Origin of the sequence: Paenibacillus sp. NRS-1782 (assembly GCF_050467685.1) — a bacterium.
GTDB classification, from domain to species: domain Bacteria; phylum Bacillota; class Bacilli; order Paenibacillales; family Paenibacillaceae; genus Paenibacillus; species Paenibacillus terrae_A.
Window position 1 is genome coordinate 14918 of record NZ_JBITPH010000062.1, and the last position, 26432, is coordinate 41349.

Here is a 26432-nt window from a genome sequence, read left to right on the forward strand (position 1 = left end):
AATTAAAAGGAGCGGTTGGCATGAGCCTTCAATTAGCTTGGAATAATGAACAAAACGATATGGTAATCCATGAATCCTTGATTGCTTTGCTGAACACTCTATTGGAGGAAGCGGGCAAGGTGGAAGGGGTGACGGAAGGTGAGGTGGCCCTCACCTTCGTGAATGATGAGCAAATTCATGAATTAAACAGGGATTATCGGGGAATCGACCGTCCAACCGATGTGCTGTCATTTGCCATGAAGGAAACACTGGATGAAGAGCTTGAAATCATCTATGAGCCGGACGACGAAGGACCGCTGGAGGATGTGCCGGATGTGCTGGGGGATATTATTATTTCCGTGCAGACAGCTCAGGCTCAAAGTGAGGAGTACGGTCATTCCATTGAGCGTGAAATCGGATTTTTGTTTGTTCACGGCTTCTTGCATTTGTTGGGCTATGATCATCAGGATGAAGCCAGTGAGGCTGAAATGATGGGCAAGCAAGAGGCGGTACTGGCTCAAGTGGGGTTGACACGGTAATGAGACGGCAGTCTTGGAGAAAGACCTTTCGTTATGCCGCAGAAGGCGTGATGTATGCTCTGCGCACGCAATTAAATATGCGGATACATGTGGTCATGGCGTTTCTCGTCATCGCAGTAGGCTCAAGCCTGCGCATCTCCCGGCTCGACTGGTTATTTGTCTCTATGGCGATTGCCATGGTAATCGTAGCCGAGCTGATCAATACCGCTGTTGAAGCAGCGATCGATTTAATCTCGCCTGATATCCATCCGCTGGCCAAAGCGGCTAAAGACACCGCCGCCGGAGCTGTGCTCCTGGCAGCGGTTTTTGCTGTAATTATTGGTATATTTGTGTTTTACATGCCGTTGTTGTCCCTGATTAGTCAGCTTTTTTAATGGAAAAGACCTAACCCAAAAACCAAAAAATAGGCGCTTAATAGTGCTGGAGGAAACGAAATGGCTAAGAAACACTTTAAATCAGGCTTTGTTGCGATTGTCGGCAGACCCAATGTAGGAAAATCAACTCTGATGAACCATGTCATCGGCCAGAAAATCGCCATTATGTCGGACAAGCCCCAAACCACGCGTAACAAAATACACGGGGTATTTACTACAGAGGACACACAAATTGTATTTTTGGATACACCGGGCATTCATAAGCGTCAGTCTAAACTGGGTGACTACATGAATCAGACGGCCTTTAATACGTTGGGCGAGGTTGAGGCTGTACTTTTTCTTATTGATGCCGCTGAAGGATTAGGCGGAGGCGACCGTTTTATTGCCGAGCAGCTGAAACAGGTAAAAACGCCAGTTATTCTTGTTTTAAATAAAATTGACCGTATTGAGCCGGAAGCACTGCTGCCCCTGATTGAGCAATATCGCAAGCTGTACGACTTCGCAGAAATTGTGCCGATCTCGGCTAAAATGGGCAACAATGTGAACCGTTTGCTGGAGCAGGTACAAAAATACTTGCCTGAAGGCCCTCAGTATTACCCGGATGACCAAATTACCGACCATCCAGAGCAATTTGTTATTGCCGAGCTGGTACGGGAGAAGATTTTGCATATGACTCGTGAGGAAGTACCACATTCAATTGCAGTCATGATTGAAGACATGAAGGTACAGGACAACGGCGTAGTGCATATTATGGCTGTTATTTTTGTGGAACGGGATTCCCAGAAGGGTATTATTATCGGTAAGCAGGGAGCCCTGCTCAAGGAAGTGGGCAAACAGGCACGCATAGATATCCAAAACCTATTGGGTTCCAAAATTTTCCTGGAACTGTGGGTAAAGGTCAAAAAAGACTGGCGTAACCAGGATCGTGTACTGCGTGACCTCGGCTTCCACCGCGACGCTTAAAAACAAATAAGTTGAAACTAAATATGTTTGGTCTTTTAAGCACCAAAAAAGCCGTCCCGACTAACCTTACCTGATACATGAGAAGTGTAGTGTCTTCGGTATTCAAAAGCGCCGCGAATGTGCGGCGCTTAACTCTTGGTACTTCCCATACCCTCATTTCCAGCACTGAAAAAATGAATGCTTTTAAAAAAGGTTGTGTAACTGTATGTACGCTGTAGCGGAGCGTCTCAGCAGCGCCTCAGTAGCAGCCTTTTTAACAGCAACCCATTTATTTCATCGCATACTTCACCTCTCTTCGCATCATTCTAATTTTGAGATGCAAACGTCATTTCCGAAGAAAGGATGAATACGATTGCGAGATTTTTCGTGGAAGTATTTTGCGATGACTGGGGATGTCGGTGCGTATCTGTTATACAGGGAGAGCGCCGTGACATGGGAGCAAGACACGGATGAAGGAGAGTCGGACGAGCATGAAGAAGCCCGTGAATAGCGCGAGTCACTGGCTTCTTCGCGAATGTTTGGGGGAAGAGGCATGCTTTACAGGGTGGAAGGAATCGTCATCCGCAGCATGGATTACGGTGAGGGGAACAAAATTATTACGCTTTGCACCGAGAGCGGTGGTAAGACAGGCGTGCTGGTCAGAGGGGCCAAGAAGCCCAAAAGCCGTCATGCCGCTTTAACGCAGCCGTTTACGTATGGTGAATTTGTTTTTTTTCGAAATACCGGCTTAGGCACGTTGAATGCTGGTGAAATTATCCAATCCCACCATACACTGCGCGAGGATATTACCAAGGCCGCTTACGCCTCATATGCCTGTGAATTGCTCGACCGGGTACTACATGATGAAGAAACGGGCACCTTCTGGTTTAAGCATCTTAAAGCATGTCTGGAAGCGTTGGAGAGCGGCAAAGATCCGCTGATCGTCATGAGCATTTATGAATTTAAAATATTGCAGGCGGCCGGATATGCTCCCCAGCTTGATGCCTGTATTTCCAGCGGACAAGAGTGTGCTGATGAAGATATGTTTATTAGTCCAAGGCTGGGTGGAGTTTTGTGTCGAGGCTATAAGCATTTTGATCCGGCTGCATTGAGTGTCACACCGCGTACATTGAAGCTGTTACGTTTGTTTGCGAGAATGGATTTAAACCGGCTCGGCAACATTGATGTGAAGGACTCGACCAAGCTGGAAATCAAACATGTCATGCGACAGTTCATGGATATGCAGCTGGAGGTCAAGCTAAAATCCCGTCATTTTCTGGATCAGCTCGACAAGTATGATATGTGAAACCTCTTGCTCCCTTGACTATGCTGCTGAAAACGTGTAATATTCTACTATATATCTCCTTTGGGAGCAGAGGCATTGAACGAGAAAGTAGCGGAGTTTATTCTCTAGAGTAAGCGAGTCGGGGATGGTGCAAGCCTGGCGGGAAATCTTCGTGAATAAGGCACTCGGGAGCATCTGATTGGACACGGAAAAGAGGATTACGGTCTGGTTGGTGATGAAGGACTGCAATCAAGTAGGGTGGAACCGCGGGAGCCAGCTCTCGTCCCTACGTCTGTACAGGCGTAGAGGCGGGGCTTTTTGCTGTCTCTGGCGATGCTTGTTGGAAATTGGCGGCCCTGTACATAGAAGCTTTACGAAGAATGATCACCACCATTTGAGGTAATTTGGAAGGGAAGTGTGTACCATGAATTTTCAGCAGATGATTTTGACACTGCAACAATTTTGGGCTGAGCACAACTGTATTATTGTACAGCCGTATGACACGGAAAAAGGGGCAGGAACAATGAACCCGATGACGTATTTGCGTTCGATTGGACCTGAGCCGTGGAATGTAGCTTATGTCGAGCCGTCCCGCCGCCCCGCAGATGGACGTTATGGAGAGAACCCTAATCGTCTGTATCAGCATCACCAGTTTCAGGTTGTTTTGAAGCCATCCCCTGATAACATTCAGGAGTTGTATCTGGAGAGCTTGAGCCGCCTTGGTATTAATCCGCTGGAGCATGATATTCGCTTCGTTGAAGATAACTGGGAAGCGCCAACGCTGGGAGCATGGGGATTAGGCTGGGAAGTATGGCTGGATGGTATGGAAATTACCCAGTTCACGTATTTTCAGCAAGTGGGCGGTATTGATGCCAGTCCGGTTGCGGTTGAAATTACGTATGGTATGGAGCGTCTTGCTTCCTACATTCAGGACAAGGAGAACGTGTTCGATCTGGAGTGGGTGAACGGCATCACGTATGGTGATGTTTTTCACCAGCCTGAATTTGAGCATTCTAAATATACGTTTGAAGTATCTGATGTCAAAATGCTATTCACCCTTTTTAATATGTTTGAAGAAGAAGCGAATAAAGCCATGGCGCAGCACCTTGTATTTCCAGCCTATGATTATGTGCTGAAATGCTCTCATGCGTTTAACTTGCTGGATGCCCGCGGGGCAATCAGTGTAACGGAACGGACCGGATTTATTATGCGTGTGCGGAATTTGGCCCGTCAGGTGGCTGCAACTTATCTGGAGGAACGTGAGAAGCTGGGCTTCCCGTTGTTGAAGAAAGGAGGTGCGGCACATGTCTAAGGATTTGCTGTTTGAAATCGGTTTGGAAGAAGTGCCCGCCCGTTTTATCCCTGCTGCGATTCAGCAGTTGAAGGAGCGTATGACTGCATGGCTGGACAGCTCACGTATTGCTCATGGTGATGTAGAAGCTTATGCTACCCCTCGTCGTCTGACGGTGCTGGTTAAGGCGGTAGCCGACAAGCAGGAGGATATTAACGAAGAAGTGAAGGGTCCTTCCCGCAAAATCGCACTTGATGAAGCCGGCAATTGGAGCAAGGCAGCTCTCGGCTTTGCCCGTAGCCAAGGTGTTGATCCTGAACAGTTTACATTCAAGGAGCTTGGAGGCGTGGAGTATATTTACGCGACCAAGAGCAGTATAGGTGTACCGACAGCGGAAGTGCTGTCCGAAGGCTTATTGCATATTTTGCATGCCATGACCTTCCCTAAATTTATGCGTTGGGCCAGCTATGACTTTAAGTTTGTTCGCCCAATCCGCTGGTTGATCGCCTTGTTTGGTAACGATATTGTTAACTTGGAAATTGCCGGGGTACAATCCGGGAATGTGACAAGAGGACATCGTTTTCTCGGGCAGAATACCGTTGTGAAAAGTCCGGCAGACTATGTTGAGGCGCTTCGTAAACAGCATGTCATTGTGGATATTGCGGAACGCCAGTCCATTATTGTAAAGCAGATTGAAGCATTGGCAGCCGAAAAAGACTGGACGATCGCGGTTAAGGATGATCTGCTGGAAGAAGTGCTGTATCTGGTCGAAACGCCGACGGTACTGTTTGGAGGTTTTGATCCATCGTTCCTCAACATTCCGAAGGATGTGCTGATTACTTCCATGCGTGAGCATCAACGCTATTTCCCGGTGCTGGATCGTGCGGGAGAACTGCTGCCATACTTTGTTACTGTACGTAACGGTGGAAGTCAATCGCTGGATGTTATTTCCAAAGGGAACGAAAAAGTATTGCGCGCACGGCTATCTGATGCCAAATTCTTTTATGAAGAAGATCAGAGACTGGAAATCAAGGATGCGCTCTCCAAGCTGGAAAGCATCGTTTTCCACGAGGAATTGGGATCGGTTGGAGACAAGGTACGTCGGATTCGTCGTATTGCCGATGCTTTAGCTGAGAAGCTGCGGGTTTCCCCGGATACACTGGAGTCGGTTAGTCGGGCAGCAGATATTTGTAAGTTTGATCTGGTAACGCAAATGGTATATGAATTCCCGGAACTGCAAGGAGTTATGGGTGAGGATTATGCTCGTAAGGCTGGAGAGAAGGAAGAAGTGGCGAGAGCGGTATTTGAGCATTATCAGCCGCGTTTTGCCGGAGAAACGGTTCCTTCTACGAACGCTGGAGCTATTGTGAGTATTGCTGACAAAATAGATACGATCACCGGCTGTTTCTCCATCGGTATTATTCCGACAGGCTCACAGGACCCTTATGCGCTTCGTCGCCAGGCCGCAGGTATTGTGCAAATTTTGCTGGACCGTAATCTTTCAGCAACTTTGTCTGATGTGTTCAATATTGCACTTGACGTACACGACAACCTTGGAAATATGAAACGTTCTGCCGATGAAATTCGTAAAGAGTTACATGAATTCTTTGGTTTGCGGGTGAAAAAACTGTTGTCCGAGACGCTTCGTTATGACGTCGTAGACGCTGTGCTTGCTGCCGGATTTGATGATGTTGCTTCTGTCGTTGATCGCGGAGCAGCCCTGATGAATGCGGTACAAACGGGAGATACCTTTAAAGCAACGGTAGAGTCGTTTAACCGTGTAGGCAATTTGGCTGCAAAAGCTGTTCATGCATCAGTTAATACGGGTGAATTTACGGAACAGGGCGAAAAAACGCTCTATGAAACATGGTACGGCGTTTATGAATCTTATTATACAGCCTTGCAGGAAGGCGATGCTACGCGAGCTTTAGCACTTGCTTCGTCCATTACTCCTGCGGTGACGGCGTTCTTTGATTCCGTAATGGTTATGGCTGAGGATGATGCGATCCGTAATAACCGTTTGGCTTTGCTGGCCGCCATTGATAGAGAACTGAAGCGTTTTGCCGATTTTTCCAAACTTGTGGGTTAATCGCAGCTGTAATAGTATGAATAACTTGAAAAAATGGGTATAAATATACGGAACGGTGTAAGAGCGATCTTGCAGCCGTTCCGTATTTTACTCGAATCCGGATGGAGATGGGGGATGCTTGTGGGAATATCCGGAGGTTTATCGGATGTGCGGATCGTTGTTGACGGAGACGCTTGTCCTGTCAAAAGCGAAATTGCGGATACAGCTTCCCGTTTTCAGGTTCAGGTTATTATGGTATCTTCATATGATCATCTTATTCAGGGCAGCGGAGGCGTGACCATCGTAAAAGTGGACCGGAGCGACCAAAGCGCTGATCTCTATATTGCTAATCATATCCGTCGAGGGGATATTGTAACCACCAACGATTACGGTCTTGCGGCACTTGCTTTGGCCAAAGGCTGTGAGGTTATGTCCTTTCGCGGAACGATGTATCGAAACGATTCGATTGATTTTATGCTTGACCGCCGTCATACTTCTGCCAAGGAAAGGAAAAAAGGACGTTATGGAAAAGGTCCTAAACCGTTTACATCAGAGGATCGTGAAGTTTTTCAACATAAACTGACAAAACTTTTACTCTTCTTGCAGGAGAATGAATAACGGTATCGAATTATATTTACGTGCTAAAGAGATGAAGGTGGTTAACATGAGTGCTGGACAAGGCAACATACCGGACGATATCATTGAATCGGTTTTACAGCATCATGATATCGTAGATACGGTAAGCAAGTATGTGCATTTGACCAAGCAGGGGAAGTATATGAAAGGCCTCTGTCCTTTTCATTCTGAAAAAACCCCTTCATTCACCGTGACACCGGATCGTCAGATTTTTTACTGCTACGGCTGCGGCGCGGGAGGCAATGCCATCAAATTTATGATGGAAATCGAAGGACTATCCTTTCCCGAAGCTGTCAGAACAATGGCGGAAGAAAGTCATATCCCTCTCGGCGAATGGCAGGGACGTGAGTCAACGCATCAGCATCCTGAGTTGGACAGGTTGTTGCAAGCGTATGAGCTAACATCTAAGATGTACCATTTTCTCCTTAAGAATACGGAGCATGGCAAACCGGCGATGGAGTATTTGCGGTCACGGGGATTTACTGACAAGATCATTGATCAATTTCAAATTGGCTATGCACCTAACCGATGGGATACGATTGTCCAGTTTCTGGAAAAGCGTTCTTTCGATCCTGTTGAGATGGAAAAGGGCGGGCTTATCTCTCCCCGACATGAGGATGATGGGTATGTGGATCGGTTCAGGGATCGCATTATGTTTCCTATTTGGAACCGAAATGGCAAAGTAATTGCCTTTGCGGGCCGCATTCTTGGTGAAGGACAGCCCAAGTATTTGAATTCACCGGAAACCAAACTGTTCAACAAGAGCCGGACACTGTACAATCTCAACCATGCCAAGACTTCGATTCGCAAGCTTCGTCAGAGTGTCCTTTTTGAAGGATACGGCGATGTTATCTCAGCTTGGGAAGCAGGTGTGCAGAACGGGGTGGCCGCTATGGGCACAGCTTTGACGGAGCATCATGCTACGATGTTAAAGGGACTGTGCGACGAGGTCATTATTTGCTATGATGGTGACCGGGCAGGACAAGCTGCTGCGCTTAAGAATTTTCCGTTGTTGGAAAATGCGGGACTTCACGTTAAAGTAGCGCTGGTCAGCGACGGTATGGACCCGGATGATTTTATCCGGCAATACGGCGGGGAAAGGTTTCAGCGCCAAATTATCGAAAGTGCCGTTTCAACGGTGAAATTTAAGCTTATATATCTGAGAAAAAACCATATACTGCAAGAGGAAGAAGGAAGAATCGCGTATTCCCGCGAAGCATTAAATGTCATTGCACCTCTGTCATCCCCGACCGAGCGGGAAGTGTATTTGCGCGAAGTGTCAGCCGAAGTCAAGGTGGATTTTGAAACCTTAAAGCAAGAATGCAATTTACTCCGACAGTCCCTGCAAAAAAAACAGGACTTTGGGGATAATAACGAAAATCGGTGGAATAATGGTAGGCATAAAAAAGGGCAGGTCGTTACACCGAATTTGCTGCCGGCTTACCATGTGGCGGAACGCAGATTGCTTCACTGGATGATGCAGGATTTAGAAGCTGCACAGTATGTAGAACAGCATCTGGGGGACGCCTTTAATATTGAGGATCATGCAGCAATTGCTGCTTATCTATACGCCTATTACGCACAAGGAAAGTTACCAGATACAAGCCGATTTATTTCATCCTTGCAAGATGATCGGCTGGAGAAAAACGTAAGCTCGATCATGATGATGGATGCTCCAGGCGTATGGGCACCGCACATTTTGGACGATTATATTCATCAGGTGCGCAAATTTCCATTGCAGGAGCAACTGGATTTGAAGAGGGAAGAGATGAGAGCCGCTGAGCGCTTAGGTGAATTTTTGCGTGCAGCACAAATTGCAAGTGAGATTATAGCCCTAGAGAGACAATGAACACACAGAGGTCGGATGTTTCTAGGGAGGAGGGAGTCGAAAGATGGCGAATGATCAGCATACTGAACTGGAGACGGAACTGACACTGGATCAGGTTAAGGATCAATTGATTGAGTTGGGTAAAAAAAGTTCCTCTCTGAACTACAAAGATATCATGGAAAAACTATCGTCGTTTGATCAAGACCCCGAGCAAATGGATGAGTTTTATGAGCAACTGGGTGACTTGGGGATTGAGGTTGTAAACGATAACGACGAAGAAGTTACCAGATTGCGTCAAAACGATGACCCGGAAAACAACGACGGGGATGACTTTAACTACGATGACGATCTGAGCCTGCCTCCCGGTATTAAAATCAATGATCCGGTCCGGATGTACTTGAAGGAAATCGGCCGTGTACCGCTTCTTTCTGCTGATGATGAGGTGGGGCTGGCGAAACGGATCAACAATGGTGATGAAGAAGCCAAACGTCGACTCGCAGAAGCGAATTTGCGTCTGGTTGTAAGTATTGCCAAGCGTTATGTTGGTCGTGGAATGCTTTTCCTGGATCTGATTCAGGAAGGTAACATGGGTCTAATTAAGGCAGTAGAAAAATTTGATTACGAAAAAGGATTTAAATTCAGTACGTATGCAACCTGGTGGATTCGTCAGGCCATTACGCGCGCTATAGCTGATCAGGCAAGAACAATCCGTATTCCTGTGCACATGGTGGAAACGATCAATAAGTTGATTCGGGTATCTCGTCAACTGTTGCAAGAGCTGGGGCGTGAACCTACGCCGGAAGAAGTGGCTGCGGAGATGGAGCTGAGCGTGGAGAAAGTACGGGAAATTATGAAAATTGCCCAAGAACCGGTTTCATTGGAAACGCCAATTGGTGAAGAAGATGATTCACATTTGGGGGATTTCATTGAGGATCAGGAAGCGCTGGCGCCTGCGGATGCGGCTGCGTATGAACTTTTGAAGGAACAGCTTGAGGATGTGCTGGATACGTTGACCGAACGGGAAGAGAACGTCTTGCGTCTCCGTTTTGGTTTGGACGATGGTAGAACCAGAACCCTTGAAGAAGTGGGTAAAGTATTCGGTGTTACACGCGAACGTATTCGTCAGATTGAGGCTAAAGCGCTGCGTAAGCTGCGCCATCCAAGCCGCAGTAAGCGACTGAAGGATTTCCTCGAATAGAAGCGTAACATTGCGGACCTTCTGCGGCTTGGAGCGCGCAGAAGGTCTTTTTTTATCCCATGGCAGCCTTGGTGGAGGGGAAAAGCTTGGACCAGGAGAAAAAACGGGCAATACTGTTACATGAAATTGAGCATTGGCGGCGAAGTCGGCTGCTCCCTGAGCAATATTGTGATTTTTTGTCTAACCTTTATCGAGAGGACGAAAATCCATCACAGAGCCGAAGTCGCACTGGGACTGGTCTGCTTACATATCTTCGAAACGGACATGGAATCGTCTGGCTTCTTGGTTTTGTCATTATTTCCTGCATTTGTTTGATCGGTTTTTATTTTACCGCTTTTCCGTTGGCAATGCAAATATTCTCGGCATGTGCAGTAATCGCGAGCTGCTATGGAGTAGCCGCTGTTTGGCGTTCTTCAAAGCAGAGCATGAGCGCCATGCTGAGTACCTTGGGCAGTGTGATTATGCTGGGTTCAGGTGTGTGGATTATTCAGCTTCACCAAGGTGAGTCTAAATTTTGGTTTCTTGTTCTGGTCGGTCTGTGCGGACTGGTATGGTGTCTTGTGGGCTTAACCCTGCGTATCAGCTTGCTTCACTATTGTGGCTCTATTGCGCTGCTTTTGGTGTACGCAGTACTTATAGGCCGCTACTGGCCAACGGCTTCTCACGTGATGCTGGAGGGATTTTGGATTTTACATGTAGCATTGCTGGTATGGTTAAGCTGGTGGGTACATCGTCGCTTTTCACGGCTGGCTTCGGTCTATTTTGCTATCGGAATGACACTGGTTTTCATGCCTGAAGCAGACATGATCGTGCTGCGCCATCAAGCGCCGGGAGATGTTGTATTGTACGCCTTATTGAAGTTGGCTATTGTTGTAGGAATTTTATTTTGGACTCGAAAAAAATGGATTACGTGGGTGACGTCATGAAGCTTTCTCAACGATTACAATATATTATGGAACAAATTCCTTCCGGGAGCAGATTAGCGGATATTGGCTCTGACCATGGACTTTTGCCTGTGGCTGCGGTGCGCAGTGGTCGGGTAACGCAAGCTGTGGCGGGCGAAGTCAATGATGGGCCGTTGCGAGCGGCTCAAAAGCAGGTCGCCGAAGCAGGTCTTACTGACCGCATAACCGTTAGAAAAGGCGACGGCTTGGCCGTTATTACAGCCGACGAGGTTGATGTTATTACGATAGCTGGTATGGGCGGTGCCTTAATCGCTTCCATTTTGGAGCAGGGGAAAGACAAGTTGGATTCAGTGAAGAGGCTTATTTTACAGCCAAACGTAGGCGAGGATATTTTGCGCCGATGGCTGATTGAGCATCAATGGGTATTGACAGGCGAGCATATTATGGAAGAAGACGGAAAGATATATGAAGTATTGACGGCTGTACCCGTGTTGGATAGTCCTGTGAAGCAGGAAAAGCTATACCGACCGTTAGCCCTTACCGGTAGCTCGCTAGTATTGACGCAGAATTGGCTGGAACAGCTTGGACCGTTGCTGGTCAGAGAGCCCAACGAAGTCTTTTTCCGTAAATGGAATTTGGAAATTCATAAGCTCCAAAATGTGCTTGCGCAGTTGGCGCGATCAGAGCAGGAATCGGCGCAGCAAAAGCAGGAACAATTACGCAAGCAAATTGAACAGCTAGAGGAGGTACTTGCATGTTTGCCAAAGGACAAACGGTAATTAGCTATATGGAACAGCTGGCTCCAAAATATTTGGCAGTTCCGGACGACAGAATCGGGCTTCAGCTTGGCAGCCTGAAAAAGGAAATCAAAAACATACTGGTAGCTCTGGATGTCAATGATGAGGTTGTTGAAGAGGCGATCCGCGTAAAGGCCGACCTCATTATCGCCCATCATGCTATCATATTCCGTCCACTTAAAGCATTGAATACGGATCAGCCTGCAGGCAAATTGTATGAAAAGCTGATTAAGAACGATATAGCGGTCTACATCAGTCATACGAATCTGGATACAGCAGAGGATGGTATGAACGACTGGATGGCGGAAGCATTGGGCATTCAAAGTGAAGGTACGCTGGAGGATGTCCACACGGAGCAATTGTTCAAGCTTGTCGTTTTCGTACCGAAAACACATCATCAACGGGTGTTGGATGCCGTACTGGATGCGGGAGCCGGACATATCGGCAATTACAGCCATTGCAGCTTTAACATTGATGGCTACGGAACTTTCGTGCCGGGTGAAGGCACACAGCCGTTTTTGGGTGAGCCAGGTAAAATGGAACGCAGCGAAGAGGTACGCATAGAAACGGTAGTGCCACAGGGTGTGCGCAACAAAGTCGTTCAGGCGATGCTCAAAGCTCATCCTTATGAAGAGGTGGCCTATGACCTGTACCATATGGATTTGCAGGGCCGCTCATTTGGCCTAGGACGGGTGGGTAAGCTCAAGGAAGCCCGCACGTTACGCGAGTTTGTCAATGATGTGAAAGAAGGCTTCAACGTCGAGCATGTACGTGTAGTGGGCGACTTGGACCGTACAATTAAAAAAGCAGCCGTGCTCGGAGGCTCTGGCAGCCGCTATGTAAACAAGTCGATTTTTAAAGGGGCTGACGTCTTAGTTACGGGTGATATCGACTATCACACGGCTCAGGATGCCCTTATGGCTGGCATTGCCATCATTGACCCTGGTCATAACGCAGAGAAGATTATGAAGCCTAAAACCGCAGAATGGATGCGCAAACGGTTGGGAGAAGCCCGATACTCTACGGAAGTACATGTATCCCAGGTGAACACAGAGCCTTTTCATTTTTTGTAAAATTAACTTTTATGGGAAAATGAAATCGGAATGGATTCAGGCTGTAGGTACCTTTAGCGGTAGAGATATAGATAAGCTTCATATTCCGTTATACGTGGGTCACTCTACTTATTTTGTGGCAGATGATACGTTACAAAAGAGGGTACACCCGTTTTATTTGAACAAATAAAGGAAGCTTGCTAATTTACAATATTTTCAGGGTTGTGTCGAGCGTGCGTTCCCTGTATACTATGTAATGTTGTTCGGAAAGTTTAACAGACAATCGCTGGCGGTGTGAACCGCGAGAGGAAAGTCCGGGCTCCATAGGGCAGGATGCTGGATAACGTCCAGTCAGCGCGAGTTGAAGGATAGTGCCACAGAAATGGACCGCCGATGGCCGCATGCGGCACAGGCAAGGATGGAACCGAGGTGTAAGAGACCCCGAGGAACGCTGGTGACTTCGTTCCTGGTAAACCCCATCTGGAGCAAGACCTAATGGGACACAGCTTCTTCGCGAAGTAGCCTTAGCCCGAGGCGTGTCTAGGTTGGTCGCTGGAGCTGGATAGCAATATTCGGCCTAGATAGATGATTGTCGCTTGTAGTGGGAGGGTAGTTCCCGTCTGAACCACGAATAGCACAGAACCCGGCTTACGGAAAACTTTCCACACTGCAACACCTTAAAATGTATGATGTTAACCTTTTAAATGACTATTACTTGGAATCCAAATGTATGTAATGAATTACAAAAAAGGTTCAAGCTATATTCCTTTGGGAATCAGGCTTGAACCTTTTTTGTATACCGTATTTTACGCAGCGCACATGTATGCTTAGGTCTATTTCATTCTTTTTTTTATCTACTCATTCCCTCTATCGTAAAAACGTCCGGGGATGAGGCAGTAGTCAGCGTAGGTGCCCTGCCAACCTTCATCAGCGCACGCTTTTTTCCAATCTTTCCTCTGTATACATCTTCAATGCTCGATCCAAACGGTTAACCGCTTCAGGAAGCAGTGAAGGATCGGTATGCGTAAAGTTGATCCGCATATGGTTACTGCCGCTCAGATCAGCATAAAATACTTGTCCTGGCACAAATGCGACGCCTTCCTGAATGGCCAGTTCCAGCAAGCGATCGGAACGGAAGCCTTCGGGTAAAGTGACCCACATAAACATGCCGCCAAGTGCATCATTCCATGTAATGCCTTCCCATTGACGTTCTTTCATCAGCGTTGTGAGGCGTAACATACGAGAGTGATATTCGCTGGATACGGTACGAATATGTCCATCCAAATCAAAAAAGTCCAAGAGCTCATTTAAAGCACGTTGATCGATACTGCTGGAGTGCAGATCAGCAGATTGTTTGGCCTTCGAGACTTTATTGACAATCGCTTGATCAGCAACCAGCCATCCAGAACGAACACCAGGTGCAACGGTTTTGGAGAACGTAGAGGTGTACATGACATGACTATCGCCACCTTGCTGCTGGTCAATGGATAAAAGGGTAGGGAAGTTAAGGTTTTCGTCAAATTTGAGACGTCCGTAAGGATCATCCTCAAAAATCAAAGTTCCGTATTTACGGCATAGCTCAACAACGCCTACTCTGCGGTCCATACTCCACACACTCCCCGCCGGGTTGGAGAAAGTTGGGATGACATACACGAATTTAGGCTGATATTCCTTGAGCTTGGCTTCAAGATCATCTAATTGCATACCGTTGGTGTCTGTATTTACACTTACAATGTTGGCACCATAGGACTTAAACACCTGAAGAGCTGCCAAATAAGTAGGGGACTCTACCAATACAGTATTCTGCGGATCAAGCAGCACACGCGAAACCAGATCGATAGTCTGCTGTGAGCCCGTCGTCATGATGATGTTATCTCTGGTGACGGAGATGCCTTGGGATGCCATTATGGTTGTAAGGCGTTCCCGTAGAGGAATAAATCCATCGGTTAGACCATATTGAAGCGCGGTAGTACCGCCGAGACGGAATACCCGCTCATAGGCTTGAGCAACGGCTTCGATGGGAAAAAAGGCATCGGCCGGAAGACCACCTGCCAGGGATAACACTTCTGTTCCCTGTGTCAGCTTCAAAATGTCCCTAACGATGGACGAGCCCTGAGTACGAGCCATACCTGAAAATTTGTATTCCAATGCAATCATCTCCTGTGTTCTATACTGTACTATGAAATTTATTGTATTATAACAATAACGAAGTATAACAGTAAACGTCTGAATATAACAGTTGATTGATCTATTGGAAAGCCGAAAAATCCTGATCCCAAGAAAAAATTCGACCATTCAAATCACTTTCACGTAAATCTTGCAATTATTCAGCGCAAGCTTGAAATGCTTGACAGCTTTTGAGCACACCAAAAACGTGTCTGGATCGCCCTTTGCAGCGATTATCCAGACACGTCTCTCTTTTACCTTGATATGCTATTAGTGGCTACTATCCTGTTTATTCAAACAGGGACTGGTTATTTTTAGGATGCATTTTCAAACTGACTGTTGTATAGATCGGCATAGAAGCCGCCTTTAGCCAGCAATTCCTCATGGTTACCCGTTTCGATAATGTCACCGTCCTTCATGACCAGAATCATATCGGCGTTCTTGATCGTCGAGAGGCGGTGGGCAATCACAAAGGAGGTTTTCCCTACAGTAAGCTGGTCCATCGCTTGTTGAATTAGCAATTCCGTACGCGTATCGACTGAGCTTGTGGCCTCATCTAGAATAAGCATGGGCGCATCTTCAATCATGGCTCTTGCAATGGTAATCAATTGTTTTTGACCGGCAGAGAGATTGGCTTTGTCGTCCAGCACCGTATCATAGCCCTGTGGCAGTGTTTTAAGGAAGCTGTGCAGCCCCACCGCTTTACATGCGGCTTCTACCTGTTCATGGGTAACATGCTCTTTGGAAAAGGCGATATTCTCACGGATTGTTCCTTCAAACAGCCAGGTATCCTGCAGTACCATACAGAATAAGTCGTGAATATTCTCTCGTGTTAATTGGCTAATTGGGGTTCCGTCAATATAGATTTCCCCGCCGTTCAGCTCATAGAATCGCATGAGCAAATTCACGAGTGTCGTCTTACCGGCGCCTGTCGGACCAACAATGGCAATTTTCTGGCCAGCTTCAGCTTTCATGGAGAAGTCTCTGATAATCATACGGTCTTCGTTATAACCGAAACGGACATGTTTGAATTCGACATCCCCTTTGGCGTTGTTCAGCTTCTTGGTCTTGTTGCTCTCATCCGCCAATTCCTTTTCACCTAGAAATTCGAATACACGTTCACTGGCGGCAGCCGCCGATTGCAGATTGGTTGCGGCCTGTGCCAACTGTGACAAGGGCTGTGTAAACAGACGAATATATACCATGAAGGCCACAATAGTTCCGATCGTTATAGCATGTTGGTTCACCAGCAAAGCGCCCACGACACAGACCGCTACATAACCAAAATTCCCGATGAACATCATAACCGGCATCATCAGGCCAGACATGAACTGGGACTTCCAGGCATTTGTATATAAGCGGTTGTTAATGCCATGGAACTCTTTCTTGGCTGCTTTTTCTCCGTTATATACCTTGACTACGTTATGACCGGCATAGGTTTCTTCGATATGACCGTTGATCTGGCCAAGCTCTGCTTGCTGTGCTACAAAATATTTCTGTGAATGCTTCATAATCACGGTCATCAGGGAAAAACCAATCAGCGTAGCTAAAATCCCGGTAACGGTCATGATCCAGTTTGTATACAGCATCATAATCAAGGCGCCCACGAAGGTTGCCAGCGCGCTGACAAGCGTGCCGATACTGTTGTTTAATGTTTGTCCGATGGTATCGACATCGTTGGTCACACGGCTGAGCACATTACCGTAGCTCGTAGCATCAAAATACTTCAAAGGCATATGATTGATTTTTCTGGAGAGCTCTGTTCGCATCTTCTTTGTAAGACGCTGTGACACGGTCGCCGTAATGAAGCCTTGGAAATAGTTAAAGATAAGACCAAGACCATACAAAAGCACCAAAACAAGAACAATTTTCTGGACAGCACTCACATCAACCCCTGCTACGATTCCTTTCTGGATCAGGTTGGCAATATCGCTGAGCTTACCCGGACCAATGACGTTGAAGGCGGAACCGACCAGAGCCAACACCATAGAGAGTATAATCATGGGCACATAGGCCTTGATGTAGGATAAAAGCTGGCTGATGGTCTTTTTAAAATCATTCGCTTTTTCACCAGCACCCATGCCCCCCGCAGGACCTCCACCCATGGGACCTCGCTGTTTCGTTTTCATATGCTGGCTGTCAACGGTGTGTTCATTCTTATCCATGTACGAGTTCCTCCTTCGAAAGCTGCGAATAAGCGATTTCCTGATAGGTGCTGCAGTTCGCCATCAGCTCTTCATGTGTGCCGTTCCCTACAACCTCACCCTGGTCCAGTACGATAATCTGGTCAGCGTCCTTAATGGTGCCTATGCGCTGAGCAACAATGAGTGTGGTAGCATGGTCAGTTTCTTTTTTGAGAGCTGAGCGCAGAATCCGGTCTGTTTTGTAGTCCAGTGCTGAAAAGGAATCATCGAAGATATAAATCTCCGGCTGACGGTAGATGGCACGCGCAATGGACAGACGCTGCTTTTGACCACCGGACACGTTCGCTCCACCTTGTGAAATCCGTCCCTGATACTGACCGTCCATTTTTTCGACAAACTCCGTGCTTTGGGCAATTCCTACGGCTGCTTTAACGAGTTTTTCCGAAGCTCCTTCTTTTCCGTTATCGCCATACGAAACGTTGGATGCCACCGTACCGCTGAAAAGCACGGCTCTCTGAGGGACATACCCAATTTTGTTATGGAGTGTCTGCTGCTTATAGTTTCTGACATTCACACCATCCACGAGCACCTCTCCCTCGGTCACATCGTAGAAACGGGGAATCAGATTGATCACGCTGGTTTTTCCGCTGCCTGTTGCGCCAATAAAGGCAACCGTCTCGCCTCGTTTCGCCGTAAAGCTAATGTTGCGAAGCACAGGCTCCTCCGCGTCTGGATATTTGAAGCTGACCTTACGGAATTCAACTTGACCCATAACGCCCTCTTCTCCGGCCGTCTCATGCCCGTTCATGATGCTGGATTTGGTGTTCAATACCTCCATAATCCGTTTGGCAGAAATCGAAGCGCGAGGCAGCAAGAAGAAAATCATACTAACCATCATAAAGGCCATGACCACTTGCATCGCATAAGACGAGAACACGACCATATTGGAGAACAGTGCAATGCGGTCCGGCACGGCCGTCCCGTTAATCAGGTAAGCACCGATCCAATAGATAGCGACACTCAGACCCGACATAATAAAGGTCATACCCGGGCCAATCATCGCCATTAACCGGTTCGCAAACAGGTTTGTATTCGTCAATTCGACGTTGGCCTGTTCGAACTTCTGCTCCTGATACTGATCTGCATTATAAGCGCGCACTACTCGAAGTCCGGTCAAATGCTCACGTGTTACCCTGTTCAGATTATCGGTGAGACGCTGGATTCGCTGGAAACTGGGGAGAGCGAAAATAACAATAACACTTAGCATCAGGATCAGAACAGCCACGGCCGCTCCTGTAGAGGCGGTCCACTGCCAGTTTTTATCCGCAATCTTCACAATAGCCCACACGGCCAAAATTGGTGCCTTGATGATCACCTGGAGTCCTAACGCAACGATCGTTTGAATCTGGGTAACATCGTTTGTGGTGCGAGTGATGAGGCTTGCCGTCGAAAAGCTATTCATCTCTTCCATCGAAAAGGATAAGGTCTTATCAAAGACCATCGCACGCAGACGCATCGCCAGACCTGCCGCCACCTTCGCCGCGAAATAGCCGACAATAATAGATGCAATCATACTGCCGACGGCACACAACAGCATGTAACTGCCGGGAATCAGCAGTTCCGACATAGGCGTTCCTTCCTTTTGCAGCTTGGTCGTAATTTCCGCCATATAATCAGGCAGCTTCAGATCAAGCCAGACCTGCACAACAATGAAAGCCAGGCTGAAAAGCACGAGCATCCATTCATTTTTCTTGAGATATTTGAATATCTTCAGCATTCTGTCGCTCTCCTTTTATCTGAAAATCTTAGGTGTTTGGTGCAATTTACATATGAATTCAACTTTTAGAGACAATAAGCTTAATGAGTCGGATAAATTCTCTGGCATCCTGCTCGTCCAGCTTGCGAAGAATACTCTCGGTCCATGCGATTCCTTCATTATACTTGTCAATCATAAATTGCTTGCCTGAATCCGTAATGAATACAATCACCTTCCGTTTGTCGGTGACATCGGTATGGCGTACAACCATACCTTTCTTCTCCAGGCTCTTCAGCGCCGTTGCTACTCGTCCCGTACTGACGGACAAGTATTCGCTCAAGTGGCCCGAGGTAACCCCGTCCTGATTGATATTCAGACAGATGAGAATCCCCATTTCACCACGTGAGAAGTGTCCTCGTTCCTCTAATTCCGGTTTGCGCGATTTGACAACATACTCGAACAGTTCTTTCGCTAATGTCTTATAATCCAATGGTCACAGCACCTTCTAGCTTTTATCTTATACTATAAGATAATAATGATGTCCGGATAAAAAGTCAATTGGAGAAAATATGGAATAAATGAAGCATCCATAACTAGCAGTTCACCTGAGCGAGCGTGGAATCCGTGCAGGTGGTATGGAAAGTAATCATATTCGTATTTCCTTTTCATACACGGCCAAGGATACACTCGAAGCAGGATTGCGCAAGTTATGCCGCTTGCTGGGAGAACTGTTTGACCGCTCGGTCATCATGGAACGAAGGCCTATTTTATAAGGATATTTGCAATAGGGGGTAATCATCCAATCACAGGGAGCTCCTTCGTAATATGCTGTACTAATTCACCGAAAGGAGTTGCACATTATGAGTCATTGCCCTAACGAACCGATCGTGTGCCCGCCGATCCAATTTGTAAATCATCAATTTTTCCCACAAGTGGTGCCTGTTATTCATCCGATTGAAATTATTAACCAAACGCACATTATCCCAGTACCACACCACGTATTCCCAGTGACTGTAAAAGACCCTTCTGATCCTTGCTGTCATACCCGCAGTCATACTCGCAGTAATGGCAAGCGTCAGGTACGTAGCAGCTCTAAGCGCTAAGGGATTACAAAAAAGCAGCCATGGAGCGTACATGGCTGCTTTTTTTGAAGTCTACTCAAAAATTCCTTATGTATCAATGGTTTTGCTTACACTTTTTTCTAAACTTCAACTGGTTGGTCACACTTCTGGTCACGCAATTCTTGTTCAATTTCTAGTGGTTCAGTTTCTTCTTTTTTACTCAACAAACTGCTCAATCCTTGTGTTGCATCTGATTGCATATTCATTAACAAATGTGAATAAGTGTCTAGTGTGATGGATACGCTACTATGTCCAAGTATCTCTGAAACAACTTTTGGATGAACACCAATGGATAGCATTAGTGAAGCTGCTGTATGTCTAAGATCATGAAAACGAATATGTGGTAATTCCAATTCTTTTATAGTTCGTTGCATTAGCCTTGTGAGAGTTGTAGGAAATATAGGCTTTCCCAAGTTAGTGCAGCATACCAAGTCGTTGTCTACATACATATCTCCAGCCAATAGTTTGTCATTGTTGACTACCTCATGACGTTGCCTTAGCACTTCTATTATTTCATCCGATACACCAATTGAGCGAACGCCTGATGTCGTCTTTGCGCCTTGTTTGATTCTTTTACCATCATGCTCTAGTGTTTGGGTGATCATAATTCTTTTATTTATGAAATCGATATTCCTCCAAGGTAGGCCCAAAATTTCTCCCTGTCGCATTCCAGTGTGTATTGCTAGAAAGAAGATGATGTAATGCTTGTTATCTTTTAAGGAACCCAAAAACTTTTGTATTTGTTCGATACTCCATATTGATAATTTCTTTTTTGTTCTTCTTGGTCTATCTAATTTTTTTGCTGGATTATCTCTTATTAATTCACTTTTGATAGCGTAGTTTAGAGAATATGCCGTAATATCAAATATGCGTTGAACATATGAGTCTGCATACCCTTCATCATCATCTAATTTCTTACTCTTTACATGCTTTACAAACTTTTTAATGTCCGAAGAATTCAATTCTCCTAACGTTGTATCTTTAAAGAAAGGAGCCATGTGAGCAACAATACAAGATCGATAATTTTTAGCTGTAAGCCTAGTTATGAGTTTATTTTGTACCTTCTCCACTATCCACACATCCAACATATAATCCGTAAACTTTATCTTGCTTGGTTCGATGTAGTCACCTTTGTTCACCTGATTCAACAGGTCGGTCAATGCGTCCTGAGCATCTTTCTTTTTTTTGAATCCTCGCTCCTTTTTCTGTTTTCTGGGTTCTCCTTTTTTCCCAACGTCTACAACGTAATAATACAATCCAGTTTTCTTATCAAGTTTTACAGATCCTTGTGCCATAAACAGCCTCCTAATATTTTCTTTATTTTACTGTGTGCAATAATTAAAAGTATCATATTTAATTAGATGTGTAAATAGTTTGTTTTTGATATGAGAATATTGAATGATTAACAGAGGAGAATGGCTGTTTGACTGTTCAAGCATCCCACATAGCACCCCACATAGCACCCCACATAGCACCCTTAACAAGCTTGAGAGCGTCTCAGGTGTATATGGATTATCCATCCCTCCATATAAAACACTAATTTTACCATCCAGTTACTCCCATATTGACGGTGACTGGATTTTTTTGTATCCACATCATCCGACATCGGACGGTTTGCTGCAAGTCGTCAAATTGACGTTTCGCCAAAACATGCCACATTGGGAGATGCGATGTCGCAACCGCCAACTTTGGCGTATGAAGCTAATTATATAGCTTGGTGCAACATGAAGATTCATCGACATCGGAGAAAATTGAACGCCTAGAATGGGCTAGAGAGCTTGAACAATTGGAAAGATTGAAGGCAAAGGAACGTCAAGGAACTCGTACAGACAATGATAACAACATTGGACAAAATTTTGCCCGAAGTAATGATGTTGTAGCCGATCAAACTGGTTTTGGTAACAAAGAGACCTATATACAAGCTAAATACATAGCTGATAACGCCGATCCAGAAACTATATATGAGGGGTAAGGAAAATTTTCCTGAGGGTGAGATAGTAACGTTAGCCAAGATTTTGGCAAGGTTATATAAAAATCTCTAGTCACAGATTACTCAAAACACTGATTAATCTATTGATGTAAAATTATTTGGTGGCTGGTTAATGGGAAGGGTAGGGTCAGGGTGAATCAGGTTTGAATCATTGATTAAATAATACAAAAATAAAGGAGCAAATGATATGTATAAATCGGGACGGTTAATTAAAGGAAGACTGTACGTGAAAACGTGGAATGATGAATGGATCACCCTCAAAGCATTAGTTCAAGCCAACAGAAAGGCTGTGTAACACGGACATGGACTGGCTTGACCAATGTATAGGCAGTTGGTTAAAGAGGCAGCAGGGAAGGATACAGAGCTTGAGAGAAGGGTGGAGATTAGGAAGCAACTGACTATGATTCGACGCATGAAGAAGAAGGCCAAGGAAGAGAGGATGTGTATATAGGTCGGGGGGATGTCAAATTGTCACCCCTTGAATATGTAACTAAGCGCCTAGGGATAGGTGCTTTTTTGTTAGCAATATTATATATTCATTGATGATAAAATGATAATGATGTATAATTAAACATAAATAGATATTTTTACAATACCATCAAAGGAGCTGAATTAATGAACAGAAGAGCAGCAGGAGTTTCATTTTGTTTTATAGCAACTATACTCTATGTATCTAGGTATTTTATTGTAACAAGTGGTGTATTAAACTATGCAGATGCACCATTGTATATAGCATTGAATAGGTTAAATGGACATGATGTTCTGCTTGTACTCAGCATAATAGCTTTAATTATAGGAGTAACTTACATCATTATTGAGGAAGTTAGAAAAGGAAAGTAAGTGCTCAATTGTCAAGTAGACAGTAGAAATCTGAGCTATGATCCCTTAAATTTCCGGCCAACTAATCGTCTTAGAAAATCAATGATTAGTCCTGTCAGAAAGAAAGAGGTGAAATGGATGATATAGGCGGGAAACTGAACTTTAATAGTTACACTGTCGATTGCTAATTTTGCACTATCAAAGTCAAAAATCCAGTGTCGAAATGGCTCATATATACAATAGAATTTAGAAGTGGATTCAATCCAATAAGGAGGATATTTTTATCATCATTTCCCAAATAGCTATTCAAGCATATTAAAATGCTTATTACTGAAAACCAAAACGTTGCTTTCTTATAAGGCACAAGCAACACCTCCCCCATTATTTTCTTTTTTTATTGTATCATATCCCTTTGAGTGATTTCATTTTACATAAAACAGCAACAAAGTACATTATAGAAGAATATATAATAATAACTTTCGTCTTATTAGCATATTGAAGAGGATGATATAAAAATGAATCTAAATCAGCATCACACAATGACTTACACACTAAACAGCGGTATCAAAGGAACTGTCAATCTATCCACCATACAAATACAGGACTGGATAGAATCATATCGTGTAGGAAGTAAATATGTAACTACTGTGGGTAGAGAACATTTTGGTTTAAATCCTGAGCTTGTAGCAGATTTTAAGGTACATAATGAATTTTCTGAGCAGAGGGAACATATAACAGCTATTCAACCTACAGCAGCAAGCAAGGCCAGTGAACAGTTGGCAGACGCATACAGTCAGCATAAGACATTGATTCAAGTAGAATGTAAATGTGGAGCTTCCTATATAGAAGAGTCAGCATACAAAAGGAGTAAATGGGGATGTAAAGAATGCGGTGAGATTGTGTTTCTGGATAGTAAAAAGGGTACGGTTGATACTGCGGAAGGGAAAGCTTGGTATATGACAAATAGGTATTTCGTTGAGAGATGAGCAACTGATATATTGTCGGTTGCTTTTTTGTATTAACCCAAATAAAGAAAGAACGATTAAGAAAGATTAAATAAAAATAAAGTGTGTATATATGTCTATTTATCCTCAAATTAGCATTTAATGTTTTAAATAGATTTTTATGTTTACAAATAGGGAAAAAGTGGTAGTATTATCTCGTGTAATATTTTCAAAAATTTTCTATTTGGAGGAAGCAAAAATGAAAAAGAAAATGGTATTACCAATTCTAGCCGCTACTTCTTTATTTTTTTCTCCGTTTGCTGGGCATATTGCAAGCGCAGAAAGTGCAGACAAAACTTTGGAGGGGACTAATGGTAGGGAAATTGTAATACATAAACCAGATGACATATCTAGTGCTAAAATTAATGAACTTGTAAACCGTTTTAAGAAGGGAATCGAAGAGGACAGAGCTAGCAACCAAAAGATAAGTATGAATAAAAATGTGTCGGAAAGTGTTTATGATAATGCAATTTATGACTACACTATTATAGGTGAAGATTATGTGTACAAATATGAAGAGGTTCCCAATAAGGCTCCAGAACTTACTATTGAGAAGCCAGATGTTAAATATTTAACTGAAGGTCAAAACGACCGAATCACCACTTCTGCTTATAATATTGGGGATGGTATTGGAGGTAGACAGAACATAGTCAAAAATGGAAGCTACCTATCTACTTTGTTAAGACTTCCACTTGATTCGCAAGTTGTCCAAGAGACAGGGCATATAACTATTCTGGTTTCACTTCGGGGGCTTATGAAGCAGATATGGGGTTAGTCTATGATTCTACTGTTGGCCCTGGTTCTTTTGAAAAAGGTTGGAAACCAACAATGGTTGTAAAAAGAAATGGAGTGGAAAGTCATTCTGGCTTTGTTACAGGCTATTCAAAATGTACAATCTGCTAATGCCTATTTATCTAATTCCGATGTTGTTTTGTACGTATGGTATAATAACAATGGAAAAGCAAGAATGAAAATTAGCGGCACAGCAACATGTAGGGATATTGGTTGTTCAGATGGAACAAACACCAGTTTAATTTCTATTATGGAAACCGATAATAGTCTTAATATTAGTACTGTCGATCAATGGAAACTTTTGTCAACCGTTGTTTCTACAGGTGACAAAGGTAGAAATAGGGGGACTTACTCAAGTATAAAAGTAAATGATGTGGCGGTTCCGAGTAGTGCTTTTAGTGCTCCCCTTACAGATCATGCTTCCATTACAAGGGATGGTAATAATACAGTTACAATAATAGCTGATCAAAATTTGTGATAAGAAGAGAGCGAGTATTGTGAAAAAGAATATGTTTTTTTTGGTGGTTGTTCTTTTAATCACCTCTATTTTCTCAACAAGTATTTACGCTGCCGGAGAAGCACAAAGGGCTAACATATATGTTAATAATGAAAAACTGGATTTTAATGCACTTATAGCCTATTCAGGGGTAGCGATGGTTCCTTTTCGTGAAATATTTGAGCAATATGATATGAAAGTTAGTTGGGATAATACTAGTAAAACAGTTACTGCAAGCAGTCAGGATGGTTCGACAGTCATAAAATTAAGCCAAGATAATAAGACAGCATATGTAAATGGAAAATCATATTCTTTATCGCAAACGCCTTTCTTGGGTGAAGATATTTTATATGTGGATCTTAGGTTCATTAGTGAATCAATAGGTGCGAAAGTGAATTATGATAAACCATCACTTTCTATACACATAACTCTTCCTAAAGCTGCAAAAGAATAGAGACTTTGCCCCGGACTATTCCGGGGTTGTTTTTTTGCTTTGAACTAATTTTAAGGGATCAACAGTTACAAGCAAATAGCTGGACAGTCGGTGTTTGAGATTGGACGACGATTGAAGCATGTGAAAGAGAATGACTTGGTGCATGGTGAGTGGTATGAGTGGTTGAAGACTATTGATATTGTACCTCAAACAGCTACACGAATGATTCAGGCTTACGAACAATTTGGAAACCATCCGACGTCGTACGATTTGCCAGTTAGTAAAATATTTGAAATGCTCTCTCTACCCGAATCTGTTGATCGTTTGGAGTTTGTTGAACAGGAACACACTGTTCCTTCAACTGGTGAACAGAAGACGGTGGGTGAAATGACTGTGAAGGAATTGCGTATATGATTCGAGCTTGAGACAAATTGTATTAGGGTATATATAAATACACTCTTATTGATAATATCAAAATGACAATTATAACTCTTCCTTTCCGCGATTCTTGTTGCGATTGACGATACGTCTGTGGTGTTTTCAAAAACATAGATGAATAAAGGAAATTCCGATTTTAAGTTTCACGCAATTTAATTTATAAAAATACAATAATCCTTTGATGCATCAATCTTTTCTGAACATTTTTCTCCGATACGTACGATTGAAACCACGATACAAAGCAATTTTTCTCAAATCCCTTTGTTTATCTACCTTTTAGCTATTTTCTCGATACAGCAACGATGTAAATATAGTCAGGCACAATTTTGTTTCACTATGTCTCATAAAGCTATATGGAATCACGTCTGTTGATTAACCA

Annotated in this window: 27 protein-coding genes and 1 other RNA gene; 23 read left to right on the forward strand and 5 right to left on the reverse strand. The window is 44.4% G+C overall.

What is annotated here, in order from left to right; translation table 11 throughout:
* Positions 1 to 20: 20 nt before the first annotated feature.
* The 14 genes from ybeY to rnpB all read left to right on the forward strand — a co-directional run bounded on the left by ybeY (position 21) and on the right by rnpB (position 13560).
* A complete protein-coding gene (gene ybeY / locus ACIFQM_RS22645; protein WP_430041245.1) occupies positions 21 to 518 on the forward strand; it encodes an rRNA maturation RNase YbeY in 498 nt (165 codons plus the stop codon).
* Positions 518 to 892, forward strand: coding sequence for a diacylglycerol kinase family protein (locus ACIFQM_RS22650; RefSeq protein ID WP_430041246.1), 375 nt, complete (start codon positions 518 to 520; stop codon positions 890 to 892). Before ybeY ends, ACIFQM_RS22650 begins: the two co-directional genes overlap by 1 nt.
* A 60-nt stretch (positions 893 to 952) precedes the next feature.
* Positions 953 to 1855, forward strand: a complete 903-nt coding sequence (gene era, locus ACIFQM_RS22655) for a GTPase Era (RefSeq protein ID WP_430041247.1) — start codon at positions 953 to 955, stop codon at positions 1853 to 1855.
* 352 nt (positions 1856 to 2207) lie between these two features.
* The gene (locus ACIFQM_RS22660) at positions 2208 to 2345 is read left to right on the forward strand and encodes a YqzL family protein (RefSeq protein WP_430041249.1); all 138 of its coding nucleotides are present in this window, start codon (positions 2208 to 2210) and stop codon (positions 2343 to 2345) included.
* A gap of 42 nt (positions 2346 to 2387) precedes the next feature.
* On the forward strand, positions 2388 to 3140 hold the full coding sequence (recO, locus tag ACIFQM_RS22665) for a DNA repair protein RecO (protein ID WP_430041250.1): 753 nt from the start codon (positions 2388 to 2390) through the stop codon (positions 3138 to 3140).
* Between the two features lie 403 nt (positions 3141 to 3543).
* On the forward strand, positions 3544 to 4431 hold the full coding sequence (gene glyQ, locus ACIFQM_RS22670; protein WP_430041251.1) for a glycine--tRNA ligase subunit alpha: 888 nt from the start codon (positions 3544 to 3546) through the stop codon (positions 4429 to 4431).
* The gene (glyS, locus tag ACIFQM_RS22675) at positions 4424 to 6499 is read left to right on the forward strand and encodes a glycine--tRNA ligase subunit beta (RefSeq protein WP_430066164.1); all 2076 of its coding nucleotides are present in this window, start codon (positions 4424 to 4426) and stop codon (positions 6497 to 6499) included. Before glyQ ends, glyS begins: the two co-directional genes overlap by 8 nt.
* A 114-nt stretch (positions 6500 to 6613) precedes the next feature.
* Positions 6614 to 7096, forward strand: coding sequence for a YaiI/YqxD family protein (locus tag ACIFQM_RS22680; RefSeq protein ID WP_430041274.1), 483 nt, complete (start codon positions 6614 to 6616; stop codon positions 7094 to 7096).
* On the forward strand, positions 7089 to 8963 hold the full coding sequence (dnaG, locus tag ACIFQM_RS22685; protein ID WP_430041253.1) for a DNA primase: 1875 nt from the start codon (positions 7089 to 7091) through the stop codon (positions 8961 to 8963). The genes ACIFQM_RS22680 and dnaG overlap by 8 nt, the downstream gene beginning before the upstream one ends.
* Before the next feature lie 43 nt (positions 8964 to 9006).
* A complete protein-coding gene (rpoD, locus tag ACIFQM_RS22690) occupies positions 9007 to 10140 on the forward strand; it encodes an RNA polymerase sigma factor RpoD (RefSeq protein WP_430041254.1) in 1134 nt (377 codons plus the stop codon).
* Positions 10141 to 10226: 86 nt separating this feature from the next.
* On the forward strand, positions 10227 to 11066 hold the full coding sequence (locus tag ACIFQM_RS22695) for a hypothetical protein (protein ID WP_430047608.1): 840 nt from the start codon (positions 10227 to 10229) through the stop codon (positions 11064 to 11066).
* Positions 11063 to 11824: a tRNA (adenine(22)-N(1))-methyltransferase gene (locus ACIFQM_RS22700; protein WP_430041257.1), complete on the forward strand. Its 762-nt coding sequence runs from the start codon at positions 11063 to 11065 to the stop codon at positions 11822 to 11824. Before ACIFQM_RS22695 ends, ACIFQM_RS22700 begins: the two co-directional genes overlap by 4 nt.
* On the forward strand, positions 11800 to 12915 hold the full coding sequence (locus tag ACIFQM_RS22705; protein WP_430041258.1) for a Nif3-like dinuclear metal center hexameric protein: 1116 nt from the start codon (positions 11800 to 11802) through the stop codon (positions 12913 to 12915). The genes ACIFQM_RS22700 and ACIFQM_RS22705 overlap by 25 nt, the downstream gene beginning before the upstream one ends.
* A 246-nt stretch (positions 12916 to 13161) precedes the next feature.
* Positions 13162 to 13560: RNase P RNA component class A (gene rnpB / locus ACIFQM_RS22710), an RNA gene on the forward strand.
* Positions 13561 to 13821: 261 nt separating this feature from the next.
* Here the strand turns inward: rnpB and ACIFQM_RS22715 are convergent.
* From ACIFQM_RS22715 to ACIFQM_RS22730, 4 genes are all read right to left on the reverse strand, one after another.
* Entirely contained in the window at positions 13822 to 15042 is a 1221-nt protein-coding gene (locus tag ACIFQM_RS22715) for a PLP-dependent aminotransferase family protein (RefSeq protein ID WP_430041259.1), read from the reverse strand.
* Positions 15043 to 15374: 332 nt separating this feature from the next.
* Positions 15375 to 17225, reverse strand: coding sequence for an ABC transporter ATP-binding protein (locus ACIFQM_RS22720; protein ID WP_430041260.1), 1851 nt, complete (start codon positions 17223 to 17225; stop codon positions 15375 to 15377).
* Complete coding sequence (locus tag ACIFQM_RS22725) at positions 17218 to 18981, reverse strand: ABC transporter ATP-binding protein (RefSeq protein WP_430041261.1); 1764 nt, start codon at positions 18979 to 18981, stop codon at positions 17218 to 17220. The genes ACIFQM_RS22720 and ACIFQM_RS22725 overlap by 8 nt, the downstream gene beginning before the upstream one ends.
* A 58-nt stretch (positions 18982 to 19039) precedes the next feature.
* A complete protein-coding gene (locus tag ACIFQM_RS22730; protein WP_430041262.1) occupies positions 19040 to 19450 on the reverse strand; it encodes a MarR family winged helix-turn-helix transcriptional regulator in 411 nt (136 codons plus the stop codon).
* Positions 19451 to 19595: 145 nt separating this feature from the next.
* Between ACIFQM_RS22730 and ACIFQM_RS22735 the strand changes: the two genes are divergently transcribed.
* Entirely contained in the window at positions 19596 to 19733 is a 138-nt protein-coding gene (locus ACIFQM_RS22735; RefSeq protein ID WP_430041263.1) for a hypothetical protein, read from the forward strand.
* A gap of 87 nt (positions 19734 to 19820) precedes the next feature.
* Complete coding sequence (locus ACIFQM_RS22740; RefSeq protein ID WP_430041264.1) at positions 19821 to 20063, forward strand: hypothetical protein; 243 nt, start codon at positions 19821 to 19823, stop codon at positions 20061 to 20063.
* Between the two features lie 98 nt (positions 20064 to 20161).
* Here ACIFQM_RS22740 and ACIFQM_RS22745 read toward each other — a convergent pair whose 3' ends face one another.
* Positions 20162 to 21376, reverse strand: coding sequence for a tyrosine-type recombinase/integrase (locus tag ACIFQM_RS22745; protein WP_430041265.1), 1215 nt, complete (start codon positions 21374 to 21376; stop codon positions 20162 to 20164).
* A gap of 419 nt (positions 21377 to 21795) precedes the next feature.
* Between ACIFQM_RS22745 and ACIFQM_RS22750 the strand changes: the two genes are divergently transcribed.
* The 7 genes from ACIFQM_RS22750 to ACIFQM_RS22780 all read left to right on the forward strand — a co-directional run bounded on the left by ACIFQM_RS22750 (position 21796) and on the right by ACIFQM_RS22780 (position 26029).
* A complete protein-coding gene (locus ACIFQM_RS22750; protein WP_430041267.1) occupies positions 21796 to 22053 on the forward strand; it encodes a hypothetical protein in 258 nt (85 codons plus the stop codon).
* Positions 22054 to 22686: 633 nt separating this feature from the next.
* Entirely contained in the window at positions 22687 to 22911 is a 225-nt protein-coding gene (locus ACIFQM_RS22755; protein WP_430041268.1) for a hypothetical protein, read from the forward strand.
* Between the two features lie 494 nt (positions 22912 to 23405).
* Complete coding sequence (locus tag ACIFQM_RS22760) at positions 23406 to 23876, forward strand: hypothetical protein (RefSeq protein ID WP_430041269.1); 471 nt, start codon at positions 23406 to 23408, stop codon at positions 23874 to 23876.
* 217 nt (positions 23877 to 24093) lie between these two features.
* Positions 24094 to 24669, forward strand: coding sequence for a hypothetical protein (locus tag ACIFQM_RS22765; protein ID WP_430041270.1), 576 nt, complete (start codon positions 24094 to 24096; stop codon positions 24667 to 24669).
* A 69-nt stretch (positions 24670 to 24738) separates the two neighbouring features.
* Entirely contained in the window at positions 24739 to 25164 is a 426-nt protein-coding gene (locus ACIFQM_RS22770) for a YrpD family protein (RefSeq protein ID WP_430041272.1), read from the forward strand.
* A gap of 19 nt (positions 25165 to 25183) precedes the next feature.
* Positions 25184 to 25636 (forward strand): copper amine oxidase N-terminal domain-containing protein, encoded by a 453-nt coding sequence (locus ACIFQM_RS22775; protein WP_430041273.1) that lies wholly within the window; start codon positions 25184 to 25186, stop codon positions 25634 to 25636.
* Between the two features lie 90 nt (positions 25637 to 25726).
* Positions 25727 to 26029: a DUF3102 domain-containing protein gene (locus ACIFQM_RS22780; RefSeq protein WP_430047605.1), complete on the forward strand. Its 303-nt coding sequence runs from the start codon at positions 25727 to 25729 to the stop codon at positions 26027 to 26029.
* Positions 26030 to 26432: the final 403 nt, after the last annotated feature.